This window comes from Bradyrhizobium sp. AZCC 1578 (genome assembly GCF_036924675.1).
Lineage (GTDB): Bacteria > Pseudomonadota > Alphaproteobacteria > Rhizobiales > Xanthobacteraceae > Bradyrhizobium.
In genome coordinates, this window is record NZ_JAZHRZ010000001.1 from 1,661,929 (window position 1) to 1,679,861 (window position 17,933).

At 62.7% G+C, this 17,933-nt stretch carries 18 protein-coding genes; 10 read left to right on the forward strand and 8 right to left on the reverse strand.

Going from position 1 to position 17,933, the window contains the following annotated elements:
- Positions 1–144 precede the first annotated feature (144 nt).
- Positions 145–1,350 carry a CaiB/BaiF CoA transferase family protein gene (locus tag V1290_RS08410; RefSeq protein WP_334363964.1) on the reverse strand — a complete coding sequence of 402 codons (1,206 nt, stop codon included), beginning with the start codon at positions 1,348–1,350 and terminating at the stop codon, positions 145–147.
- Between the two features lie 199 nt (positions 1,351–1,549).
- Here V1290_RS08410 and glgA point away from each other — a divergent pair, with 199 nt between their 5' ends.
- Positions 1,550–2,977 carry a glycogen synthase GlgA gene (glgA, locus tag V1290_RS08415; RefSeq protein ID WP_334363965.1) on the forward strand — a complete coding sequence of 476 codons (1,428 nt, stop codon included), beginning with the start codon at positions 1,550–1,552 and terminating at the stop codon, positions 2,975–2,977.
- 6 nt (positions 2,978–2,983) lie between these two features.
- Here the strand turns inward: glgA and V1290_RS08420 are convergent, their stop codons facing one another.
- The gene (locus V1290_RS08420; protein WP_334363966.1) at positions 2,984–4,147 is read right to left on the reverse strand and encodes a patatin-like phospholipase family protein; all 1,164 of its coding nucleotides are present in this window, start codon (positions 4,145–4,147) and stop codon (positions 2,984–2,986) included.
- 28 nt (positions 4,148–4,175) lie between these two features.
- The gene (locus tag V1290_RS08425; protein WP_334363967.1) at positions 4,176–5,000 is read right to left on the reverse strand and encodes a 3-hydroxybutyrate dehydrogenase; all 825 of its coding nucleotides are present in this window, start codon (positions 4,998–5,000) and stop codon (positions 4,176–4,178) included.
- A 188-nt stretch (positions 5,001–5,188) separates the two neighbouring features.
- Between V1290_RS08425 and V1290_RS08430 the strand changes: the two genes are divergently transcribed.
- The 5 genes from V1290_RS08430 (at position 5,189) to V1290_RS08450 (ending at position 8,435) form a co-directional block, all read left to right on the forward strand.
- Positions 5,189–6,091 carry a LysR family transcriptional regulator gene (locus V1290_RS08430; RefSeq protein ID WP_334363968.1) on the forward strand — a complete coding sequence of 301 codons (903 nt, stop codon included), beginning with the start codon at positions 5,189–5,191 and terminating at the stop codon, positions 6,089–6,091.
- Between the two features lie 118 nt (positions 6,092–6,209).
- Positions 6,210–6,395, forward strand: coding sequence for a hypothetical protein (locus tag V1290_RS08435; RefSeq protein ID WP_028347356.1), 186 nt, complete (start codon positions 6,210–6,212; stop codon positions 6,393–6,395).
- Between the two features lie 514 nt (positions 6,396–6,909).
- Positions 6,910–7,236 (forward strand): antibiotic biosynthesis monooxygenase family protein, encoded by a 327-nt coding sequence (locus V1290_RS08440; protein WP_334363969.1) that lies wholly within the window; start codon positions 6,910–6,912, stop codon positions 7,234–7,236.
- Between the two features lie 30 nt (positions 7,237–7,266).
- Positions 7,267–7,836, forward strand: a complete 570-nt coding sequence (locus V1290_RS08445; protein ID WP_334363970.1) for a NuoB/complex I 20 kDa subunit family protein — start codon at positions 7,267–7,269, stop codon at positions 7,834–7,836.
- A gap of 80 nt (positions 7,837–7,916) precedes the next feature.
- Complete coding sequence (locus V1290_RS08450; RefSeq protein ID WP_334363971.1) at positions 7,917–8,435, forward strand: hypothetical protein; 519 nt, start codon at positions 7,917–7,919, stop codon at positions 8,433–8,435.
- Between the two features lie 33 nt (positions 8,436–8,468).
- On the opposite strand, the gene V1290_RS08455 is transcribed toward V1290_RS08450, so the two are convergent.
- Positions 8,469–9,185 carry a peroxiredoxin-like family protein gene (locus tag V1290_RS08455; protein WP_334363972.1) on the reverse strand — a complete coding sequence of 239 codons (717 nt, stop codon included), beginning with the start codon at positions 9,183–9,185 and terminating at the stop codon, positions 8,469–8,471.
- Between the two features lie 80 nt (positions 9,186–9,265).
- On the reverse strand, positions 9,266–9,550 hold the full coding sequence (locus V1290_RS08460; RefSeq protein ID WP_028347361.1) for a hypothetical protein: 285 nt from the start codon (positions 9,548–9,550) through the stop codon (positions 9,266–9,268).
- A gap of 241 nt (positions 9,551–9,791) precedes the next feature.
- Between V1290_RS08460 and V1290_RS08465 the strand changes: the two genes are divergently transcribed.
- From V1290_RS08465 to V1290_RS08480, 4 genes are all read left to right on the forward strand, one after another.
- A complete protein-coding gene (locus V1290_RS08465; RefSeq protein ID WP_334363973.1) occupies positions 9,792–10,283 on the forward strand; it encodes a DUF302 domain-containing protein in 492 nt (163 codons plus the stop codon).
- A 90-nt stretch (positions 10,284–10,373) separates the two neighbouring features.
- Positions 10,374–11,735: a dihydrolipoyl dehydrogenase family protein gene (locus V1290_RS08470; RefSeq protein ID WP_334363974.1), complete on the forward strand. Its 1,362-nt coding sequence runs from the start codon at positions 10,374–10,376 to the stop codon at positions 11,733–11,735.
- Positions 11,736–11,977: 242 nt separating this feature from the next.
- Positions 11,978–12,469 carry a cupin domain-containing protein gene (locus V1290_RS08475; protein WP_334363975.1) on the forward strand — a complete coding sequence of 164 codons (492 nt, stop codon included), beginning with the start codon at positions 11,978–11,980 and terminating at the stop codon, positions 12,467–12,469.
- A 120-nt stretch (positions 12,470–12,589) separates the two neighbouring features.
- The gene (locus V1290_RS08480; protein ID WP_334363976.1) at positions 12,590–13,819 is read left to right on the forward strand and encodes an MFS transporter; all 1,230 of its coding nucleotides are present in this window, start codon (positions 12,590–12,592) and stop codon (positions 13,817–13,819) included.
- Here V1290_RS08480 and V1290_RS08485 read toward each other — a convergent pair.
- From V1290_RS08485 to V1290_RS08495, 3 genes are read right to left on the reverse strand one after another with little or no spacing between them, the layout of a single operon-like run.
- Entirely contained in the window at positions 13,788–15,080 is a 1,293-nt protein-coding gene (locus V1290_RS08485; RefSeq protein WP_334368971.1) for an MFS transporter, read from the reverse strand. The two genes, V1290_RS08480 and V1290_RS08485, sit on opposite strands and share 32 nt — an antisense overlap.
- A 45-nt stretch (positions 15,081–15,125) precedes the next feature.
- The gene (locus V1290_RS08490; RefSeq protein ID WP_334363977.1) at positions 15,126–15,623 is read right to left on the reverse strand and encodes a PRC-barrel domain-containing protein; all 498 of its coding nucleotides are present in this window, start codon (positions 15,621–15,623) and stop codon (positions 15,126–15,128) included.
- A gap of 47 nt (positions 15,624–15,670) precedes the next feature.
- Entirely contained in the window at positions 15,671–17,869 is a 2,199-nt protein-coding gene (locus V1290_RS08495) for an amylo-alpha-1,6-glucosidase (protein WP_334363978.1), read from the reverse strand.
- Positions 17,870–17,933: the final 64 nt, after the last annotated feature.

Here is a 17,933-nt window from a genome sequence, read left to right on the forward strand (position 1 = left end):
TCCCTCCGATATGTCGTTCGTCCGGTATTCCGGATCGTCGATGTCTATCGGAGATTGTCCGGAAACGCCGTCGCGGGCAAGGGCGTTTGCAAGCCGCGGATGAAAAGCCGCAGCATCGACACCCTTGCGTCGCGACGCGCGCCGTCAGACGTTCGCAGACACCTGCGCCTTTCCGGCGAAGGATGCGATTTCATCCTCCGACAGACCGGTCTCTTTCAAGTAGGCACGCGTGTGCTCGCCGAGCGTCGACATGCGCTTCGCCGCCGACACGTTGGCGCCCGACATGCGGAACGGCAGATTGAGGACCTTGAAGGTGCCGCCACCGTCCTCGACCTCGGCCAACGCACCGCGATGGGAGATCTGCGGATCGCGCAGCGCCTCGGCGACCGTGCGATAGGCCGACGAAGGCACGCCGTACTCATTGAGCGCAGCAAGGCACTGGTCGGTCGTCACCGTGCGCGACCATGCCTCCACGCCTTCTATCAGGCTCGTCCAGTTTTCCCGGCGGTCGGAATATTTCGCAAAGCGCGGATCGCTCACCCACTCCGGATGACCGATCACCTGCATCAGGCTCTGGAAGGTTTTCTCGCTGGCGATCGCCATCATCACATAGCCGTCGGTCGTCTCGATCGGGCCGAACATCGGCCGTTGCGTCGGCTTCACCTCGAATTGCGACCATTGCAGTTCGTTCAACGTCAGGCTCAGCATGGATTCCAGCATCGAGACGTCGATATGCTGGCCCTGCCCGGTTGCCGTGCGCTGATACAGCGCCGCCGAGACCGCGCCGAATGCGTAGACTCCGGTGAGCACGTCGGCGTGATAGATGCCGCAATAGTCCGGCCGGCTTCGTCCCGGCTGGTAGGCCAGATGCGCCATCTCATAACCTGATGCCGCGTGAATCACCGGCGCATAGGCCGGCAGCTCCGCCGACGGCCCGGTCTGGCCGTATCCGGAGATCGAGCAATAGACCAGTTTCGGGTTGAGGCCGTGCAGCGAGGCATAATCGAGCTTCAATCGCCGCATCACGCCGGGGCGAAAATTCTCCACCAGCACGTCAGCGGTCGCGACCAATCGGCGAACGGCCTCGACGCCCCTGGGCGATTTCAGATCGAGCACCAGGCTGTTCTTTCCGACGTTGAGTTGGCCGAAGGCGGTCGAACAATTATTCCGCACCGGCGGACGAGTCCGCATCGTCTCGCCCTCCTCGGTTTCAATCTTGATGACCTCGGCGCCCATATCGGCTAGCATGCGCGTGCAGTGAGGCCCGGCAATCGTGGTTGAGAAATCGAGGACGCGTAGGCCTGCGAAGCTGCCTGTCATATTCCTCTGCTCGTTACCGGCTATCGTCATTCTCGTGTAGCTCCTTGGGCCTAACGGCACTTGTTGTTGGCGCGGCGTGACCCTAATGGGCGCCGCCGCGGCAGGAAAGCTTTTCGCATCAGGAACCGATAGCGAGGGCCCGGCATTATCTCCAGTAGACTGGACCCTTAGAGTAAACTGGACCCTTTCTTGCATTTCCTCTCATCAGAGGCTGGTAGAGGGCATTCCTTTGAGAGTCTTATTCATCACTACGGAAATGGATGATTTCGTCCGGGTGGGCGGGCTCGCCGCCGTGTCCGCCGCCCTGCCCCGGGCGCTTCGTCGACGAAGCGACGTCCGGGTCATGCTGCCCGGCTATCGGGACGTCGTCGAGCAACTCACCCACATTGATATTGTTGGACAATGTGACGTGCTGGCGGAGATGCCGGCCTGCTCGGTCGGGCGGGCTGCGACCAAGGACGGCTTGCCGGTGTACGTCCTGCTCTGCCCGCAATTATATGACCGGCCCGGCAACCCCTACGGCGATGAAAACGGCCAAGACTGGCCCGACAACGACATCCGCTTCGGGCGTCTTGCATCTGCTGCCGCCGAACTTGCCTTGGGCAAGGTGGACAAGAATTGGGCAGCGGACCTGGTTCACGCCAATGACTGGCAGGCTGCATTGACGCCGGCCTACCTGGCCTGGAAGAACGCAAAAGTTCCTTCGATCCTGACCATCCACAACCTCGCCTATCAGGGACTGTTTCCAGCGGACTCGCTGCGTCGCATCGGGGCGCCCGAAAGCTCCTTCCACATCGACGGACTCGAATTCTACGACCACGTGTCGTTCCTCAAAGGCGGCCTCGTCTATGCCTCGCATCTGACCACCGTCAGCGCGACCTACGCAAAGGAGATCACGACGCGCGAGCTCGGCTGCGGGCTCGAAGGCCTGCTGAAGCGCCGCTCGGACGCCGACCAACTGACCGGCATCCTGAACGGCATCGACGAAAGCTGGGATCCGCGCGCCTGCGCACAATTGGCGCAGACCTTTGGCGCCGGCGATTGGGAGGGCAAGCAGGCGAACGCGAACTATGTCCGCAAGCAGTTTGGCCTGGCGGTGTCACGCGGGCCGATTTTTGCGCTTGTCGCCCGCCTCGTCCACCAGAAGGGCGTCGACCTCGTATTGTCAGCCGCCGACAAAATCATCGATGCCGGCGGCCAGATCGTCGTGACCGGCAGCGGCGAACCCCAGATCGAGAAGGCGCTGGTCGAGGCACATCTGCGCCGGCCGGACGCGATCGGTGTCGTCATCGGCTTCAACGATGGACAGGCGCGGCGGATGTTTGCCGGCAGCGATTTCACGCTGATGCCGTCACGGTTCGAGCCGTGCGGGCTGAGCCAGATGTATGCGCAGCGGTTCGGATCGCTGCCGATCGGTCACCAGACCGGCGGGCTGGCCGAGACCATCAAGGACGGCGAAACCGGATTCCTGTTTGCGAAGCCGTCGCCGGAGTCGTTCCTCGGCGGCGTGCGGCGGGCGTTCGAAGCCTTCCGCGCCAAGGACCGCCTCGACACGATGCGACGCAACGCAATGGCACGATCGTTTAGCTGGGATCTTTCGGCCGCCTGCTACAACGCGCTCTACCACAAGACGGTCGCGCCTTCGATCGCCGCGTAATCCGATCTACTCCGCCGCTTCCGGCATCGCCTCAGTCTGCTCGTGGAGGACGACGCCGGAGAGCGGATCGAACTCGCCGACCCAGGGCTTCTTCTCGAGCACTGCTTTGGTATGGCGGTAACCGGCGTCCCAGCGCTGCATGATGCCGGATGGGCTGAAATCGATGTCCTTGGTGTGGTCCTCCCGGCTGAGCTGCGGCGCAAGCAGCCGCACCACATGCATCCGGGTCGGGCAGCCATAGCCCGTCAGTTCCCTCACCGCCTCGCTGTTGCGCTCGGCCTCCGGCAGGCGCGCGGCGAGCTGGTTGATGACGTGGCGCAGGCGATGGGCCTGCTGCTGTCGCGCGATGTGACTGGCGATCCGGCTTGAATACTGCACGTCCTTGTGCCGGTTCAGCACCTCCGCCATCGTGGTCGGCTCGGCGCCGGACGGATTCCAAAGATGCACGGCGAAGATCAGCGAGTTCTTGCGCGGATTATCGTCGAAGACAGCCTCCGTCGGCGTATTCGATAAGATGCCACCATCCCAGTAAAGCTCGCCGTCGATGCGGATCGCCGGGAATGCCGGCGGCAGCGCGCCCGACGCCATGATGTGCCTGATGCCAAGCTCGCAGTCCCGGCTGTCGAAATAGCGCATCTGGCTGGTGCGGACATGGGCCGCGCCGACCGTCAGGCGTGGCGAGCATTGATTGACCAGCTTGAAATCGACCAGCTCGCTCAAGGTTCGTTCCAGCGGCGCGGTCGAGTAGTAGCCGGCATTGTCGGCGCCGAGCGGATAGGAATCGCCGGCATGGGCCAACGGGTTGGGCCGAAAGAAGCCGGGAATGCCGTTGGTCACGGTCGACCAGTAGGAGAGCTTTTCGTTGAAACCTGGAAAGATGTCGCGAAAGGTCCAGACCGGACTCTGTTCCATCTTCTTCCAGAACTCGCGAAGGCGCGACAATCGGTTCTGCGGCGCGTTGCCGGCGATCAGGCCGGCATTGATCGCGCCGATCGAGGTGCCGATGATCCAGTCCGGTTCGATTCCGGCCTCATGCAGCGCTTGATAGACACCGGCCTGATAAGAGCCAAGTGCGCCGCCGCCCTGCAGCACCAGGACGATCTGACCCGACTCGGACCTGGCCAGCGATCGCAAGTTCGGCGAAGAACCGAAATCCTGAACGTCCTTCATGTCACGCTCCCTCGGATTGTTTGTCGCGCTAGTGCGCGGTCCAGCCGCCGTCGACCGGCAGCGCGATGCCGGTGATCGACGCCGCCGCGTCGCTGGCAAGAAACACCGTCAGCGCGCCGAGCTCTTCGACAGTGGCAAAACGCTTGTTCGGTTGCTGCGCCAGCAACACGTCGTGGATGACCTGCTCGCGAGAAATACCGTGCGCCCTGGCCTGGCCGTCGATCTGCGCCTCGACCAGCGGCGTGTAGACGTAACCCGGGCAGATCGCGTTGCAGGTGATGCCCTCTTCCGCGGTCTCCAGCGCCGCCACCTTGGTCAGGCCGACGATGCCGTGCTTGGCGGCAACATAGGCCGCCTTGAAAGGCGAAGCGACCAGGCCGTGCGCCGAGGCGATGTTGATGATGCGGCCGAACCTGTTCTGGCGCATCGCGGGCAATGCGAGCCGCATGGTGTGAAATGCCGATGACAGATTGATAGACAGGATCGCATCCCACTTCTCAACCGGAAACTGATCGAGCGGCGCGACGTGTTGAATGCCGGCATTGTTGACCAGAATATCGAGCCGGCCGTGACTGGCGATCGTGCCCGCGATCATCTCGGCGATTGCTTCCCGGCTCGTCATATCGGCCGCGGAATAGCTGACTTCGACGCCAAAATCGGCGGTAAGCTGATCGCGGGTCTTGGCGATCTCAGCCGCGGGGCCGAAACCGTTCAGCACCACGTCCGAGCCGGCTTCCGCCAACGCCCGGGCGATCCCGAGCCCGATACCGCTGGTCGAGCCCGTGACCAGCGAGACCTTGCCTGTCAGTGGCCGCAAGGCCGAAGCACCCTGTGTCTTGAGCTGAATATTCATGGGCCGCCCTTTCGTGTGGCTGGTCAACGTCGTAACGAAGCCATTTCCGCCGCAGTCTGCACGCTTGGCACGGCTTCAAGGAAATGCCCTTTGGCTTCCAAAACCATACGCCCGCGCTATGGCGGTTTGGGTAGTCATCGGGGGGCGCCATCGGGTAGCTTTCCTGCACGACAGACCGAGGCACGACCATGGAGATGCATCAGGTTCGCTACTTCCTTGCGGTCGCGCGCGTGCTCAACTTCACGCGCGCCGCCGACGAGTGCAACGTCACGCAGCCGTCGCTGACGCGGGCGATCAAGCAACTCGAAGCCGAACTCGGCGGCGATCTGTTTCGCCGCGAGCGTCCGGCCGCGCAATTGACCGAGCTCGGCCAGCGCATGCATCCGCTGCTCAAGCAATGCTATGAGGCGGCGACCGGTGCGCGCGAACTTGCCTCATCCTTCAAGAGCGGCGAAGTCGGCGCGCTCCGGATCGCGCTGACCCATTCGGTCGATCTGTCGCTGTTGATTCCGCATCTCGACCAGATCAAGCGGATGTTCAACCGTCTGGAGTTTCGTTTCTTGCGTGGCAACGCCCGCGAAGTCGCGGAATATCTCAAGAAGGGCGAAGCCGAACTCGGCATTGCCGCCGAAATCAGCGAAGAGTGGGACCGGCTCGATACCTGGCCGCTGTTTACCGAAAACTTTCAGCTCGTCATCAATCGGAAGCATCCGCTGGCAGACCGCGACAAACTCGACTTCGGCGATCTTCGCGCCGAACAATTGCTATCGCGGAACTACTGCGAGCATGTGGCGCGGGTGAACTCATCGCTTCGCGAACACGGCCTCGACGTCGATCGCAGCCACGAGATCGCATCCGAGCGCGATCTGATCGAGCTGTTGGAGGCCGATATCGGCGTCGCCGTGGTGCCCGATACAGCGTCGATCCCGCCGACGCTGAAGCGCGCCAGCATCGAAGGGCTGGATGCGCGGCGAACGGTAAATCTTTACGGCGTGGCCGGACGTGAACGGACTGCGGTGGCATCCGCCGTGATGCGGATGCTGCGCAGCACCAACTGGCAGCAGCTCATCGACAGGAATGGAACTCCCTGAGAGGCTCCGGCTGGATCGGTTCCCTCGCTTTCCGCCGCATTTGCGCTGAGCACGGATCCCCTTAAAATCCAGGACGGCCGCCCCATATTAAGGATCTGGCTGGGAGTTGGAGGGACCGATGAAATCTCATCCGCGCCCGAACCGCAAAGATTGGGAGCAGATCGCCGAGGATTTACAGGAGACAGCGGATAAGCTGCCGCCCGGCGATGACAAGGAAGCCGCCAAACGCAAGGCGTTGCAAATGAGGAAGGCAGTCGAAATCAGAAATTGGCTGACTTCCCCAGGCATGCAACCACCCCGCTGATGCGGTGCTCCGCCCGGCGGAACCGCGGCGCATGCCTGCTCGGTAGGGGTGAATGTCTGCTCGATAAAGAGCGACCCCGCCATTTGAAATCGCAAAATGACGGGGCCGTCGGAGCATTTCATCTTCCATGAAGAAGATTACTTGCTCCTTGCGCATATAACCTTCGACGCGCGATCACGTTCCGGGTTTCTTCGAGATTTTTCTTTCCCGGAGATTTCTCTTCCCCGAAGTTTCTCCACCGGTTCCACTACCAACGCTTTGCATCCGGTCGGCCGGCCACCGGCCTCGTGCGGCAGCGATCCTGTTCGCGCGAGCTGCACGCCCTCAGGCAACTCTCGGAACCGCTTCCCCTTCCCGGAATTTCTGTAGCTGAGGCGAGGTCGCCATGACTGGACTGCTCGCCGGCGTCGTCGAGCTCGCGGATACCGGCCTGGGCCAGCCACGCTGGGGACCTGCGCCAGGCGCGGCACCACGAAGCTGCGCTGAATTCGGTCTCGATCAAGGGAGATCAGCCATGCCGCAGATCCACGCCGATAAACAACCCGTTACCCAGATCACGATCGTCGAGTCGGAGCCCGAGAAGCAGGCGGAGGCGTTGTCGGTCATGACCGAGCGCGCCCGCTTCATGGCGCGTCAGCCGGGCTTCATATCGATCAGCCTGCATCGCAGTCTGGATGGGCGCCGCATCGTCAACTACGTGCAATGGCAGAACAGCGATCTGCTGCGATCGGCCCATCAATCGCCGGAGTTTCGCAGGCAGTGGGGCCACCTCGACGAAATCACGAGCGAGATCGATCCACATCTGTATGAAGTTTCTGTAGTCATGGACGGAAAAGCGTAAGCCTCGCAAACAACCCGTGGGAGCAGCCCGATGTCGGACTCCCGACCATTGATCACGCCCTCCGGAACGGGAATCTTGGACCCGGGGACCGGCGCTCCCATGCGTGACGAGTACTTTTTTGCTGGATTGAACAATGAACTCAGCGACAAGGGCTTCTTCGTTACCGCGGCCGATGACTTGATCACGTGGGCCCGCGGCGGTTCGTTGATGTGGATGACATTCGGCCTCGCTTGCTGCGCAATCGAAATGATGCAGATGGCGATGCCCCGCTACGACGCCGAACGGTTCGGATTTGCACCGCGTGCCAGTCCACGGCAGGCCGATGTAATGATCGTCTCCGGTACAGTGTGCAACAAGATGGCCCCCGCGCTGCGCAAGGTCTACGATCAGATGCCGGAGCCGCGATATGTGATTTCGATGGGTTCGTGCGCCAACGGCGGCGGCTATTATCACTATTCGTACTCGGTCGTGCGCGGCTGCGACCGCATCATTCCTGTCGACATCTATGTTCCGGGCTGCCCGCCGACCGCCGAAGCGCTGCTGTACGGCGTGATGCTATTGCAGAAGAAGATCCGGCGTTCGGGCACCATTGAACGTTGACGTCGATCGCCCGGAAAACGGGAACCTTGCCAGAATCCTCGTGTTGACAATATGTCGGAACCAACAGTGAGGAGTTCACGATGGCAACGGCAAAGCAAAAGGCCGCAGCGAAGAAGAACATTCGCAAGGCGCGCACAGCATGGCGCGGCATGTCGGCGCAAGCCCATGCGAGGGCTCAGCCCGAGGGGCGCCGCCGCGCCAAGCCCGGAGCCCGCAACAGCGGTGGTTTCTTCCATATCGAAGTGCGGCCGCGGCGCGAATTCAAGACGTTCCGGACCCAGGATATCGGAAAGAAAGGCGGGATCGAACGAGTCGCCGGTAAGCGCGTCAGCGGTTCCTGGGATACTCAGAAATGGCTGATCAGCAAGGAGCATGCCCATCGCGTCGGCGCCCGTCTGGTGCCGGATACCGCGGATGCGCGAAAGATTCTGAAAACGCTCGGCGCACCGCCGCGCCATCTTTCCGGCGACCGCTTCAAGGCGACGGATCGGCCCAACGTACCCGAACGCTCCAAGCCGACGCCGGCCATGCGGCGCGCGCGGACCCGCAATATACGCAAGGCTCAGGCGACGAAGCGCAAAAAAAGCTCCTCCCGCTAGGCGCAATGCGAAGACGGCCAGGATGGGCTCGGGCTATCGCTCCTCGCCTGCACTCCTCAACGCGGCGATCAGGTCGTCGATCTCCATGCGCTTGCGGAAATCGGGATCGACGAAGCGGGCTTTTACCAATCCATCGCGGCCAACCACGAAGGTAGCCGGGATCGGCAGCACCCAGCCGTCATTGCCCTGAAAACTCGCCATATCCTGATACGAAAGCAGCCGCTGGATTTCGGTGCCGAGCCAGATCGCGAGGTTGAGCGACAGCGCGTAGCCGTTGTCGAGATCGGTCAGCACCGGGAACGGCGCTGCGGCTTCGGATTTGAATTTCTCGGCATAGGTCTGCGTCTCCGGCATGATCGCAACTGTCTGCGCGCCCAATGCCCTGATCCGGTCCTGGGCCTGGATCACCGCCCTCACGTTCAGCCGGCAGTAAGGGCACCAATGGCCGCGGTAGAACATCACGGCGACGGGCCCCTGATCGAGGAGCGATTTCAGGCTGACCAGCCGGCCGGTCTCGTCCGGCAACAGGAACGGCGGCATCACCTCGCCCGGCCTCGGTGCGTTTTCGCCGCCGCCGTTCTCATTGAGCCGCGCCACCAGCCGGTCGACCGCTTCGCCATAGGCCGGAAAGAACTCCCGCCCAGCCGCGGCGTAGGCCTCGAGCTGCTCGCGCAAGGTACCCTCCATGTCGCGGCATTGCTGGAACGCCTCCTTGAGGCGTTCGGCGTTCGCTGGCGATAGCGTCGTCATGGCTTGCTCCGGCATATCCGTATTATTTTCCGACTCGGGCCGCCCCGCAAGGGCGGCCCGAACGCTGCAGCGCTCCCGCTTCAGGGCAAGTAGAAATTTCCGGTCGGGTCCAGCATGCCCGAGGTCGAATAGAGCTGGCCCTTGTCCATGAAGAACACGGTGTTAGCAGGCACCTTCTTGGCGTTCTTCATCATCGCGTCGTGATTCTTGGGCGTCGCCGCCATGGCCATCGCCGACATCTTCCCCGGACCGGCATACATGTAGGCCATGCCCGGATTGAATTCCCAGGGAACCTGCGAGAAGGCGGTCGTTGCGACGGCAGCAAAGGCCGCGGCAGCAATCAGGGTCTTGGAAAGGGTGGTCATGGGAAATTCCTCAAGATTGACATCGCGCCCGCCAATCGGACGCTGGCCCATCAGAGGATGGACTTCCCTTGATTTGAAATGCCGTTGCACAATCGGTTCGATAGCCATGGCGTATTGAGGGGCACCGATAGTCCGCCGCTATCGACTTGAGAGCGGATGCGCATTTCATATCGGCCCGCCGAACGTTCATCCTGTCCTCGAAGGCATGCGGAGGGCATGCGCCACCGACAGGAGGTTTTCCATGATACGCCATCTGACGAACCGCTTTGCAAATTTCCTTGCCACACTGCTGCTGGCGGTGCTCGTGCTTTCCGTCGTCTCGGCAGCACGCGCGGACAGCGACGATGGTATCGTTCGCGTCAAGAGCACGGTGCCGATGCCGGAGGCGATCAGCCGCATCAAGGCGGATATCGCAGCCAAGGGCATCCAATTCTTCAGCGAGATCGACCAGTCGAAACTCGCGGCCGACGCCGGCATCAAGCTGCGTCCCTCGACGCTATTGGTGTTCGGTAATCCGCCGCTCGGGACGCAGTTCATCACCTCGAATCCGAACGCCGGGCTTGACTGGCCGGTCCGGCTATTGCTGACGCAGGACGACAATGGCGACGTCTGGGCAGTCTGGACCGATTTCGGATGGATCGCCAGGCGTCACAATATCAGGGACCGTGTAGCGCAGTTCGATATGGCAACCAAGGTGGTGGGCTCGATCGCCTCGACCATCACAACCAAGTAACCGTGTCGCCCCACTTGCCGTAAGCTCATCAGGCTGCGCCGCCGGCGCGGCCTCATCGCATCCGGCGTTGCCAACAGAGGAGTTCATCCGATGACACCGGAGAAATTTGACGTTGTCATTCTCGGCGGCGGCAATGCCGGCATCGGTGTCACCGGACCGGTCCGGCGCGCGGGAATGTCGGTCGCGATGATCGAGGCCGATCTTCTCGGCGGCACCTGCCCGAACCGCGGCTGCACGCCGAAGAAGGTGCTGGTCGCCGCCGGTCACGCGCTGCACGAAATCGAACGCGCACCCATCCATCACATAGCTGTCGGCAAGCCGAAACTCGACTGGGCCGCGCTGATCGACCGCGAGAAGGACATGATCAAGGACATCCCTGCCAATCTCGCCCGCGCGATGGCCAAGCGCAATGTCGAGGTCATCAAGGGCCACGGCGCGTTCACAGGCTCCAATACAATCCGCGTCGGAAGCCGGACACTCGAGGCCAGGCATATCGTGATTGCGGCGGGATCGAAGCCGCGGCCGCTGCCTATTCCGGGAGCCGAACTCATGATCACCTCGGACGAAATGCTGAGCGAGCGCGAACTGCCGGTTTCCGTGATCTTCATCGGTGGCGGCGTCATCTCGCTCGAGTTTGGCCACATCTATGCGCGCGCCGGTGCTGCGGTCACTATTCTCGAAGCGCTGCCGCAGCTATTGCCTGCCATGGACGCCGACGCCGTCGCGCGCTTGCAGGCCGAGAGCGAGCGCATCGGCATTCGCATCAGAACTGCAGTGAGCGTCAAGCAAATTGAAAAGGCGAAGGACCGCCTGCGCGTCGCCTTCAGCCATAACGGCGCCGAGCACGCAGCCGAGGCCGACCGTGTCGTCAACGGCGCCGGACGCGTCGCCAATGTCGATACGCTGGATCTTGCCGCGGGCCAGGTCGAGCAAGCCAATGGCCGCGTCGCGATCGACCGCCATTTGCGATCGACCTCCAATCCCAACGTATTTGTCTGCGGTGACGCGGTTCCGACCTCGCCGCAACTGTCGCCGATCGCGACCTATGAGGGCGACATCGTCGGCCGAAACATCGTCGAAGGCGCCAAATACAGCCCGGACTACGCGAGCATGGCGACATCGGTCTACACGGTGCCGCCACTCGCCTCGGTTGGCCTGACGGAAGCCGCCGCCAGGCAGAACGGTCTTGCGATCGACGTCCACGTCAACGACATGCTCTACTGGTTCTCCGCGAAAACCTATGCCGAAACGGTGGCGTGGTCGAAAGTAATCGTCGATCAGGCCACGGACCGCATCCTTGGTGCTCATTTCGTCGGGCACTCGGGGCAGGAACTGGTGAACATCTTCGGATTGGCAATGCGGTTCGGCATTACCGCGAGCCAGATCCGGGAAAACGTCTACGCCTATCCGACCTTCTCCTCCGACATCAGACACATGCTCGGCCACGGCTAGAGCCCTTTTCGTTTGAGTCAGAACCAGGCTCTTGCTTTGACGCATCTTCGTGACGCGAACCGGTGTCCACCCCGGATCAAGTCCGGGGCAGGCTTTCGCTTGAAAAGGCTCCAGCCGCATAGCAGGGAGCTATCGAGTCAAAAGCCAACCGGCATTTCCTCTCGTGCGCCATTTCCACGATGGTGGTGACGTAGCCGGCCGGACCATCCGGGGCCAAGGCAAAAACCAGAGGAGACCACGACATGTCCAAGTCCAACGTCACGTCGCGCATAGTCTGGCAGAGTCTCGCGCTCGCCGGAATGATCGCAGGTTCGGTTGCGACCGCCTCGAGCGCCGTGGCCGGCGAATGCCCGGCCGGGAAGATGCAGGCAAATGTCCGCCCGATGGTCGACCACAAGCCGGTCGGCGTCACCGACGTCACGCTCGGCTCGATCAACCTCGAAAAGCAGCCGGCCAACATCAGGGATCGCGAGCTGCGCTTCCGCAAGCTGACCATCGAGCCCGGCGGTATCGTGCCCTGGCACAGCCATGACGACCGGCCTGCGCTGATCTACATCCAGCAGGGCGAGATCGTCGAATACGCCAGCAACTGCTCGGAGCCGATCGTGCACAAGGCCGGCGAGATCAGGCCGGAAGTCGCCGGCACCTCGCACTGGTGGAAGAATCTCGGCAAGGAGACCGTCATTCTCTATGTCGGCGACGTCCGCAAGGATCCGCACGACCACAATATGTAAGGAGCTGTAACGAGCGCTACCCGACGTCTCGTTGCCGGATGTGACGGCCTGGGGTCCCCGTGTCGCCCCACACGCCCAGGCGTCACATCCTTCTTTCTCGATAAGACATTGAGAAGCGCCATGACCGGCATGTCCGCGCCGATGAAATCCCAAGCGATGGAAATGCATGGTCACTCACCGGGCGTAGCCCTGCGATCCCTGATCATTGGCCTCACGGCGTTTCTGACCGTGGTGGATCTGTTCGCGACGCAGGCGATCCTTCCCTCGCTGACTCGGCACTACAATGTAACACCGGCCGCCATGGGTATTGCAGTCAATGCCAGCACCATCGGCATGGCCGTTGCCGGCCTCGTTGTCGGCTTCCTGAGCCCGCATATCGATCGCCGGCTCGGCATTCTCGTCAGCCTGGTCGTGCTCGCAGTCCCCACCACGTTGCTGGCGATCGCGCCTGATCTCACGACGTTTACGGCGCTTCGCATCGCCCAGGGCCTTTGCATGGCCTCGGCATTCGCGTTGACGTTGGCCCATCTCGGCGAGCAATGCAGTTCGATGGATGCGGGCGGCGCGTTCGCGGCCTATATCACCGGCAACGTCGCAAGCAATCTGATCGGCCGGCTGGTGTCGGCAGCGGTGGTCGACACGCTCGGGCTGGCCTCGAATTTCTATTTCTTCGCGCTGCTCAATCTCGCCGGTGCGGTGCTGGTTTATTTCACCATCCATCGGGTCAAGCCGATGCACGCGGTGCACGCAGCACGATCGCCGCTCGCGGCAACAATCGAGCATTGGTGTAACCCGGCGCTGCGTTCGGCTTTCGCTATCGGCTTCTGCATCCTGTTTGCCTTTATCGGCACCTTCACCTTTGTCAATTTTGTGCTGGTCCGTGCGCCGCTCTCGCTCGGACGGATGGACCTCGGCCTTGTGTATTTCGTCTTCGCGCCTTCCGTGGTCACGACGCTGTTTGCCGGCAGGGCTGTCGCCCGGTTTGGTACGCGGCAAGCGATCTGGGGAGCGCTGGCGGTGGCAGCCAGTGGATTGCCTTTGATGCTGTCTTCCCACCTGCCGCAAGTATTGGCCGGCATGGTACTGGTCGGCGTCGGCACGTTCTTTGCGCAGGCCTGCGCCACCGGCTTCGTCGGCCAGGCCGCCAGCGACCACCGCGGCATTGCCAGCGGAACCTATCTTGCCTGCTATTTCCTCGGTGGTCTCGTCGGCAGCGCCGTGCTGGGCCAGTTGTTCGACCGCTTCGGATGGAGTGCCTGCATCGCCGGCGTCGGCGCGTCGCTGGCCATCGCGGCGCTATTGACCGTGGGCCTCACGCTTAAACCTCGGTCCGCCGGGTCTCCGGCATGAACGCCCAGATCACCGTCAAGCCAAGGGCTGCGATCCCTGCCAGCCCGATGAACGCGACGCTGCTGCCGAAGATATCGCTGATATAGCCCGCCAATACCGTGCTCAGCGAAGCACCAATGCCGGTCGCGGTTCCGACGATCCCCTGCGCCAGGTTGAAGTGGCCGCTGCCGTAGGCGACATCGGCCACGATCAGCGGCACCATCACGCTGAGCACGGCCGCGGTAATGCCGTCGAACACTTGCACCAGGACCAGAACATAGGGATCGCGAACCACCGCAAACAGCAAACCACGGATCGCCAGCGCAGCGAACGCCAAGAGCAGCAGCGGTCGCCTCCCCCACGCTTGAGCCTTGCGCCCGACCGAGGGTGAGGTCAACGCGACGATCGCTTGAGGCACGATGATGCAGGCCGCAATCAGCACCGGCGCCCATTGAGCCGATCGCGTCGTGACCACGCCGGCCATCAGCGGCAGCATGGCGGCATTGGCGAGTTGAAACAGCAACACTCCGCCGGCGAAGATCAGCAGCGGGCGCTGCCGAAGGAGATGAAGCACACTGGTCGCCTCCTTGTCGGCGGCCTTGGCATCATCGCCGTCCTCGCTCAAGGCACCGTGCGCCTGCGCCACGTTGATTTCCTGGCCACGAATCCGGGCAAGCGCCAACAGGGTCGGGATTGTAAGAAAGAAGGTGACGAAGAAGACCGACTGGCTTGACAACAGATAGCCGGATGCGCCCATCAGTGCCGCCGCTGAACCATTACCCAGGGACGCGAAACGGGCATTGCGCCCGAGCCGCTCCCCGATCGCAAACGGCCCGACCAGGCCGAGGCTGATCGCGGCGATTGCCGGACCCAGCACGCAGCTCGCAAGCGCATGCAAGATGGCGGCCGCAGTCACGACCGGGAAGATCGGCCATAAGGCGTAGGCCAGCGCGGCGCAGCCGATGGTGGCGACAGCGAGCCCCGCCACCAGCCGCTCGGAACGGGCGGCATCGACAACGGCTCCGCCCGGCATCTGCCCGAGCAGGCCGATGATCCCGCCGATCGACAGCACGAAGCCAATCTCAACCTGCGTCCATTTCTGCGTGGTGAGGTAAACCGCGATAAACGGACCGAATCCGGTCTGCACGTCGGCGAGAAAGAAGATGAACCAGTCGAGGCCGCGCTGGCTCTCGCGCGACGGTTTGGGCCGCTTGGTGGGCGCGGGCGGCGCCGGCACAACATTACCCTCGCCGGCGGATCGCCGATGGCGATCGTCGTTCATCGGATCGAGCGACTGGGACGGACGCACGATCAGACCGTTTCTCCTTTATTTGTCGAAATCCCACGGCTGTAAGCGGCCGGCCGCACCGAGCACGATGACCGGCGCGTCCTGCTTGTATTCCGGCGCCGCCGTCACCTGTTCCTTGGTCAGCTCGAGCGTGATGCTGTCACTCTTGTTGGCAACACGGCCAAAATGCAGCGCGCTCCAGTCGACGACGATCTTTCGACTGCCGACACCGAGAAAGCCGCCGAAATCGATAACAGCGGCGCGTACAGCGCCTTCACGGTCTACGATCACGTCGACGATGCGTCCCATATTTTCGTTGGCCGCACTGCGGACCTCTCGGCCCAGAATGCCGAGCGCGTCGCGGGCGCCGATCACAGTGACCGACGGCGGAGGCGCCGGTTCCTTTTTCTGGGCATCTTTCGCGGTATCAGCCGGAGCGGCACGGCCTCCCGGCGGTCCATTATCTTCCGCTGCCGAAACCGGGAGGCTCATCGCTAGCCCGCCGATCAGCGATATGATGACAATACCGGCGCGCATATGGCCTCCTGAGCTCCGAAGACGCATGGATAGGGAATGCACGACCGCTAGTGCGTCAACACGATCGACACCTGAATCTGTCCGCGCGTGCGCAATACTTCGAGCGACACAACCTCGCCGTGGCGGCGGACCCTCAAGTCGACGCTGGAGGGCCCGATCCGCAGATCGCGCAATACCACCTCGTTGAGGAATTCCGGCAGGCGCGGATCACGAAGACGGATCTCGCCGCCCGCTGCATCGAATTCGAGACCGAGCGTCGCCTCCAGCAGGGTAAAGGGCGTCGCGCTGGCCCAGGCCTGCGGCGCACAGGCGACCGGATAAAGCACCGGTCCGCGCCGCTTCTCCCGCCGGAATCCGCAGAACAATTCCGGCAGCCGCCGCAAGTCCATGTAGCTCGCAGCGTCGAACAGGCCCTTGAACAGATGCGCCGCCGAATGCTTCAGGCCGTAGCGCGCAAAACCGAGCGCGATCAGCGCGTTGTCGTGCGGCCAGATCGACCCGTCGTGATAGGACATCGGGTTGTAGCGAACCTCGCCATAGGCAACGGTGCGGATGCCCCATCCCGAAAAGAATTTCTGGCTCATCAGATCGGCCGCGACAAGGCGGGCACGATCGGTCCGAACGATGCCGGTGAAGAGAAGCTGGCCGGCATTGGAAGTTCGGACCTTGCACGGCCGCTTGGCGCCATCAAGCGCCAGCGCATAGGTGCCGAGCTCCTCGCACCAGAACGCCTCCTCGAAGCGCTCGGCCAGCAGCAGGGCGGCGGATTCGAGTTCTGCCGCCTGGTCGATCAATCCCAACCGCCGGGCGCAGCGCGCCGCCAGCCGCTTGGCGGCAAATACATATCCCTGAACTTCCGCCAGCGCGATGTAGCCCTCGGCGAGCTGTCCATCGGCGTGGAAGATCGCGTCGAAGGAATCCTTCCAGCCCTGGTTGGCAAGCCCCTGCTCGGTGGCGCGCTGGTACTCGACGAAGCCGTCGCGATCAGGGTCGCCGGGGCCATCGATCCATTGCAACGCCGCCTCGATCGCGGGCCACAGTTCGGCCAGCGTTTCCTCGTCGCCGGTGCGCTCGACATAGAGGCCGGCCAGCAGCACGAACAACGACGTCGAGTCGACGCTGCCGTAATATTGCGCGAACGGCACTTCGCGCAGCGCCGCCATCTCGCCGCCGCGCATTTCGTGCAGGATCTTGCCAGGTTCCGCATCGGCAAGCGGATCGACCTCCTTGGCCTGAAAATGAGCCAGCCGCCGCAGCACGCCCCTGGCAATGCGCGGATCGACCCACAACATCTGCAGCGCGGTTATCAGCCCGTCACGGCCGAACGTCGTTGAGTACCAGGGGATGCCGGCATAGGGATATCTGCCCTGCGGCGTATCCGTCATCAGCATGTTGAGATCGGCCATCGCCTGGCACAGCACCTCGTTGAAGATATTGTTCGACGTCTCGATGCTGGCTGCGCCGGCCGTCGACCGCCGCATCTCGCGGCGATGCGCCAGCAGGCCGCGATAGAACGGTACCGGCTTCTGCATGGCCGGCTTGTTGCAGGATACCGCGACGAACAATGCGATCACTTGCCTGGGTGCCAGCTCGAAATGATAGGTTGCACAATTGACCGCGAGCCGCGTCGGCCGCGGCTCGAAATGCAACGCTGTAATGCGGGTCTTGCCGTCGAGCCCGCTGTATTCCAGCATGACATCGGCGGGACCGAGCAACCGGCTGGAGCCTATGCCCCTGCGCGACCGGCGCTCGCCACGCACCTCGAACAAATCGGCGAAATCATTGTCGAACAGCAGCGTCAGGTCGAAGCTCGCCGGCCGATCGCCGTGATTTTGCAGCGCGATGCGCTGGTAGGCGGTGCCGCGCCACAGGAAAATCGAGCGAACGATGTGCAGCGTGTCCTTCTGTAACGCCAGCCTGCCGTTGCGGTACACGTCGGAATTGGTGAGATCGACGGTCAGCGCCGAATTATCGTCGCGCAGATTGGAGCCGAGCAACAGCGGCTGGACTTCGTCGAGCACCATCTCCAGCCGGGCGAGGTAACGCGTGTCGGCGTTGAACAGACCGTCGGGCCCGCCGGCGGAGGCGCCGATATCGCCATGGCTGTCCAGCACGATAAAGGTATCATCATGCTTGAGCGAGCAGCGCGGCCGCGTCGCCGGGCCCGTCATCGGAATGTAGAATGGCGATTCCGCTACGTGCTCGGCAGCCTGAACGGTGATCAGTTGGCTGACTTCGGCTGTCATTTTGACCCCTCAAGCGATTTCCTTGCGTTGTGATGGACGCATCGGGACGCAAACGCTACTGCCG

Bases quoted from the DNA above. Each gene is read 5' to 3' on its own strand.
- V1290_RS08485 (WP_334368971.1), bottom strand. From the start codon at position 15,080: ATGAACGACGATCGCCATCGGCGATCCGCCGGCGAGGGTAATGTTGTG.
- V1290_RS08445 (WP_334363970.1), top strand. From the start codon at position 7,267: ATGTCGGACTCCCGACCATTGATCACGCCCTCCGGAACGGGAATCTTG.
- V1290_RS08455 (WP_334363972.1), bottom strand. From the start codon at position 9,185: ATGACGACGCTATCGCCAGCGAACGCCGAACGCCTCAAGGAGGCGTTC.
- V1290_RS08410 (WP_334363964.1), bottom strand. From the start codon at position 1,350: ATGACGATAGCCGGTAACGAGCAGAGGAATATGACAGGCAGCTTCGCA.
- V1290_RS08430 (WP_334363968.1), top strand. From the start codon at position 5,189: ATGGAGATGCATCAGGTTCGCTACTTCCTTGCGGTCGCGCGCGTGCTC.
- V1290_RS08475 (WP_334363975.1), top strand. From the start codon at position 11,978: ATGTCCAAGTCCAACGTCACGTCGCGCATAGTCTGGCAGAGTCTCGCG.
- V1290_RS08435 (WP_028347356.1), top strand. From the start codon at position 6,210: ATGAAATCTCATCCGCGCCCGAACCGCAAAGATTGGGAGCAGATCGCC.
- V1290_RS08420 (WP_334363966.1), bottom strand. From the start codon at position 4,147: ATGAAGGACGTTCAGGATTTCGGTTCTTCGCCGAACTTGCGATCGCTG.
- V1290_RS08465 (WP_334363973.1), top strand. From the start codon at position 9,792: ATGATACGCCATCTGACGAACCGCTTTGCAAATTTCCTTGCCACACTG.
- V1290_RS08425 (WP_334363967.1), bottom strand. From the start codon at position 5,000: ATGAATATTCAGCTCAAGACACAGGGTGCTTCGGCCTTGCGGCCACTG.
- V1290_RS08470 (WP_334363974.1), top strand. From the start codon at position 10,374: ATGACACCGGAGAAATTTGACGTTGTCATTCTCGGCGGCGGCAATGCC.
- V1290_RS08440 (WP_334363969.1), top strand. From the start codon at position 6,910: ATGCCGCAGATCCACGCCGATAAACAACCCGTTACCCAGATCACGATC.
- V1290_RS08490 (WP_334363977.1), bottom strand. From the start codon at position 15,623: ATGCGCGCCGGTATTGTCATCATATCGCTGATCGGCGGGCTAGCGATG.
- V1290_RS08450 (WP_334363971.1), top strand. From the start codon at position 7,917: ATGGCAACGGCAAAGCAAAAGGCCGCAGCGAAGAAGAACATTCGCAAG.
- V1290_RS08495 (WP_334363978.1), bottom strand. From the start codon at position 17,869: ATGACAGCCGAAGTCAGCCAACTGATCACCGTTCAGGCTGCCGAGCAC.
- V1290_RS08460 (WP_028347361.1), bottom strand. From the start codon at position 9,550: ATGACCACCCTTTCCAAGACCCTGATTGCTGCCGCGGCCTTTGCTGCC.
- V1290_RS08480 (WP_334363976.1), top strand. From the start codon at position 12,590: ATGACCGGCATGTCCGCGCCGATGAAATCCCAAGCGATGGAAATGCAT.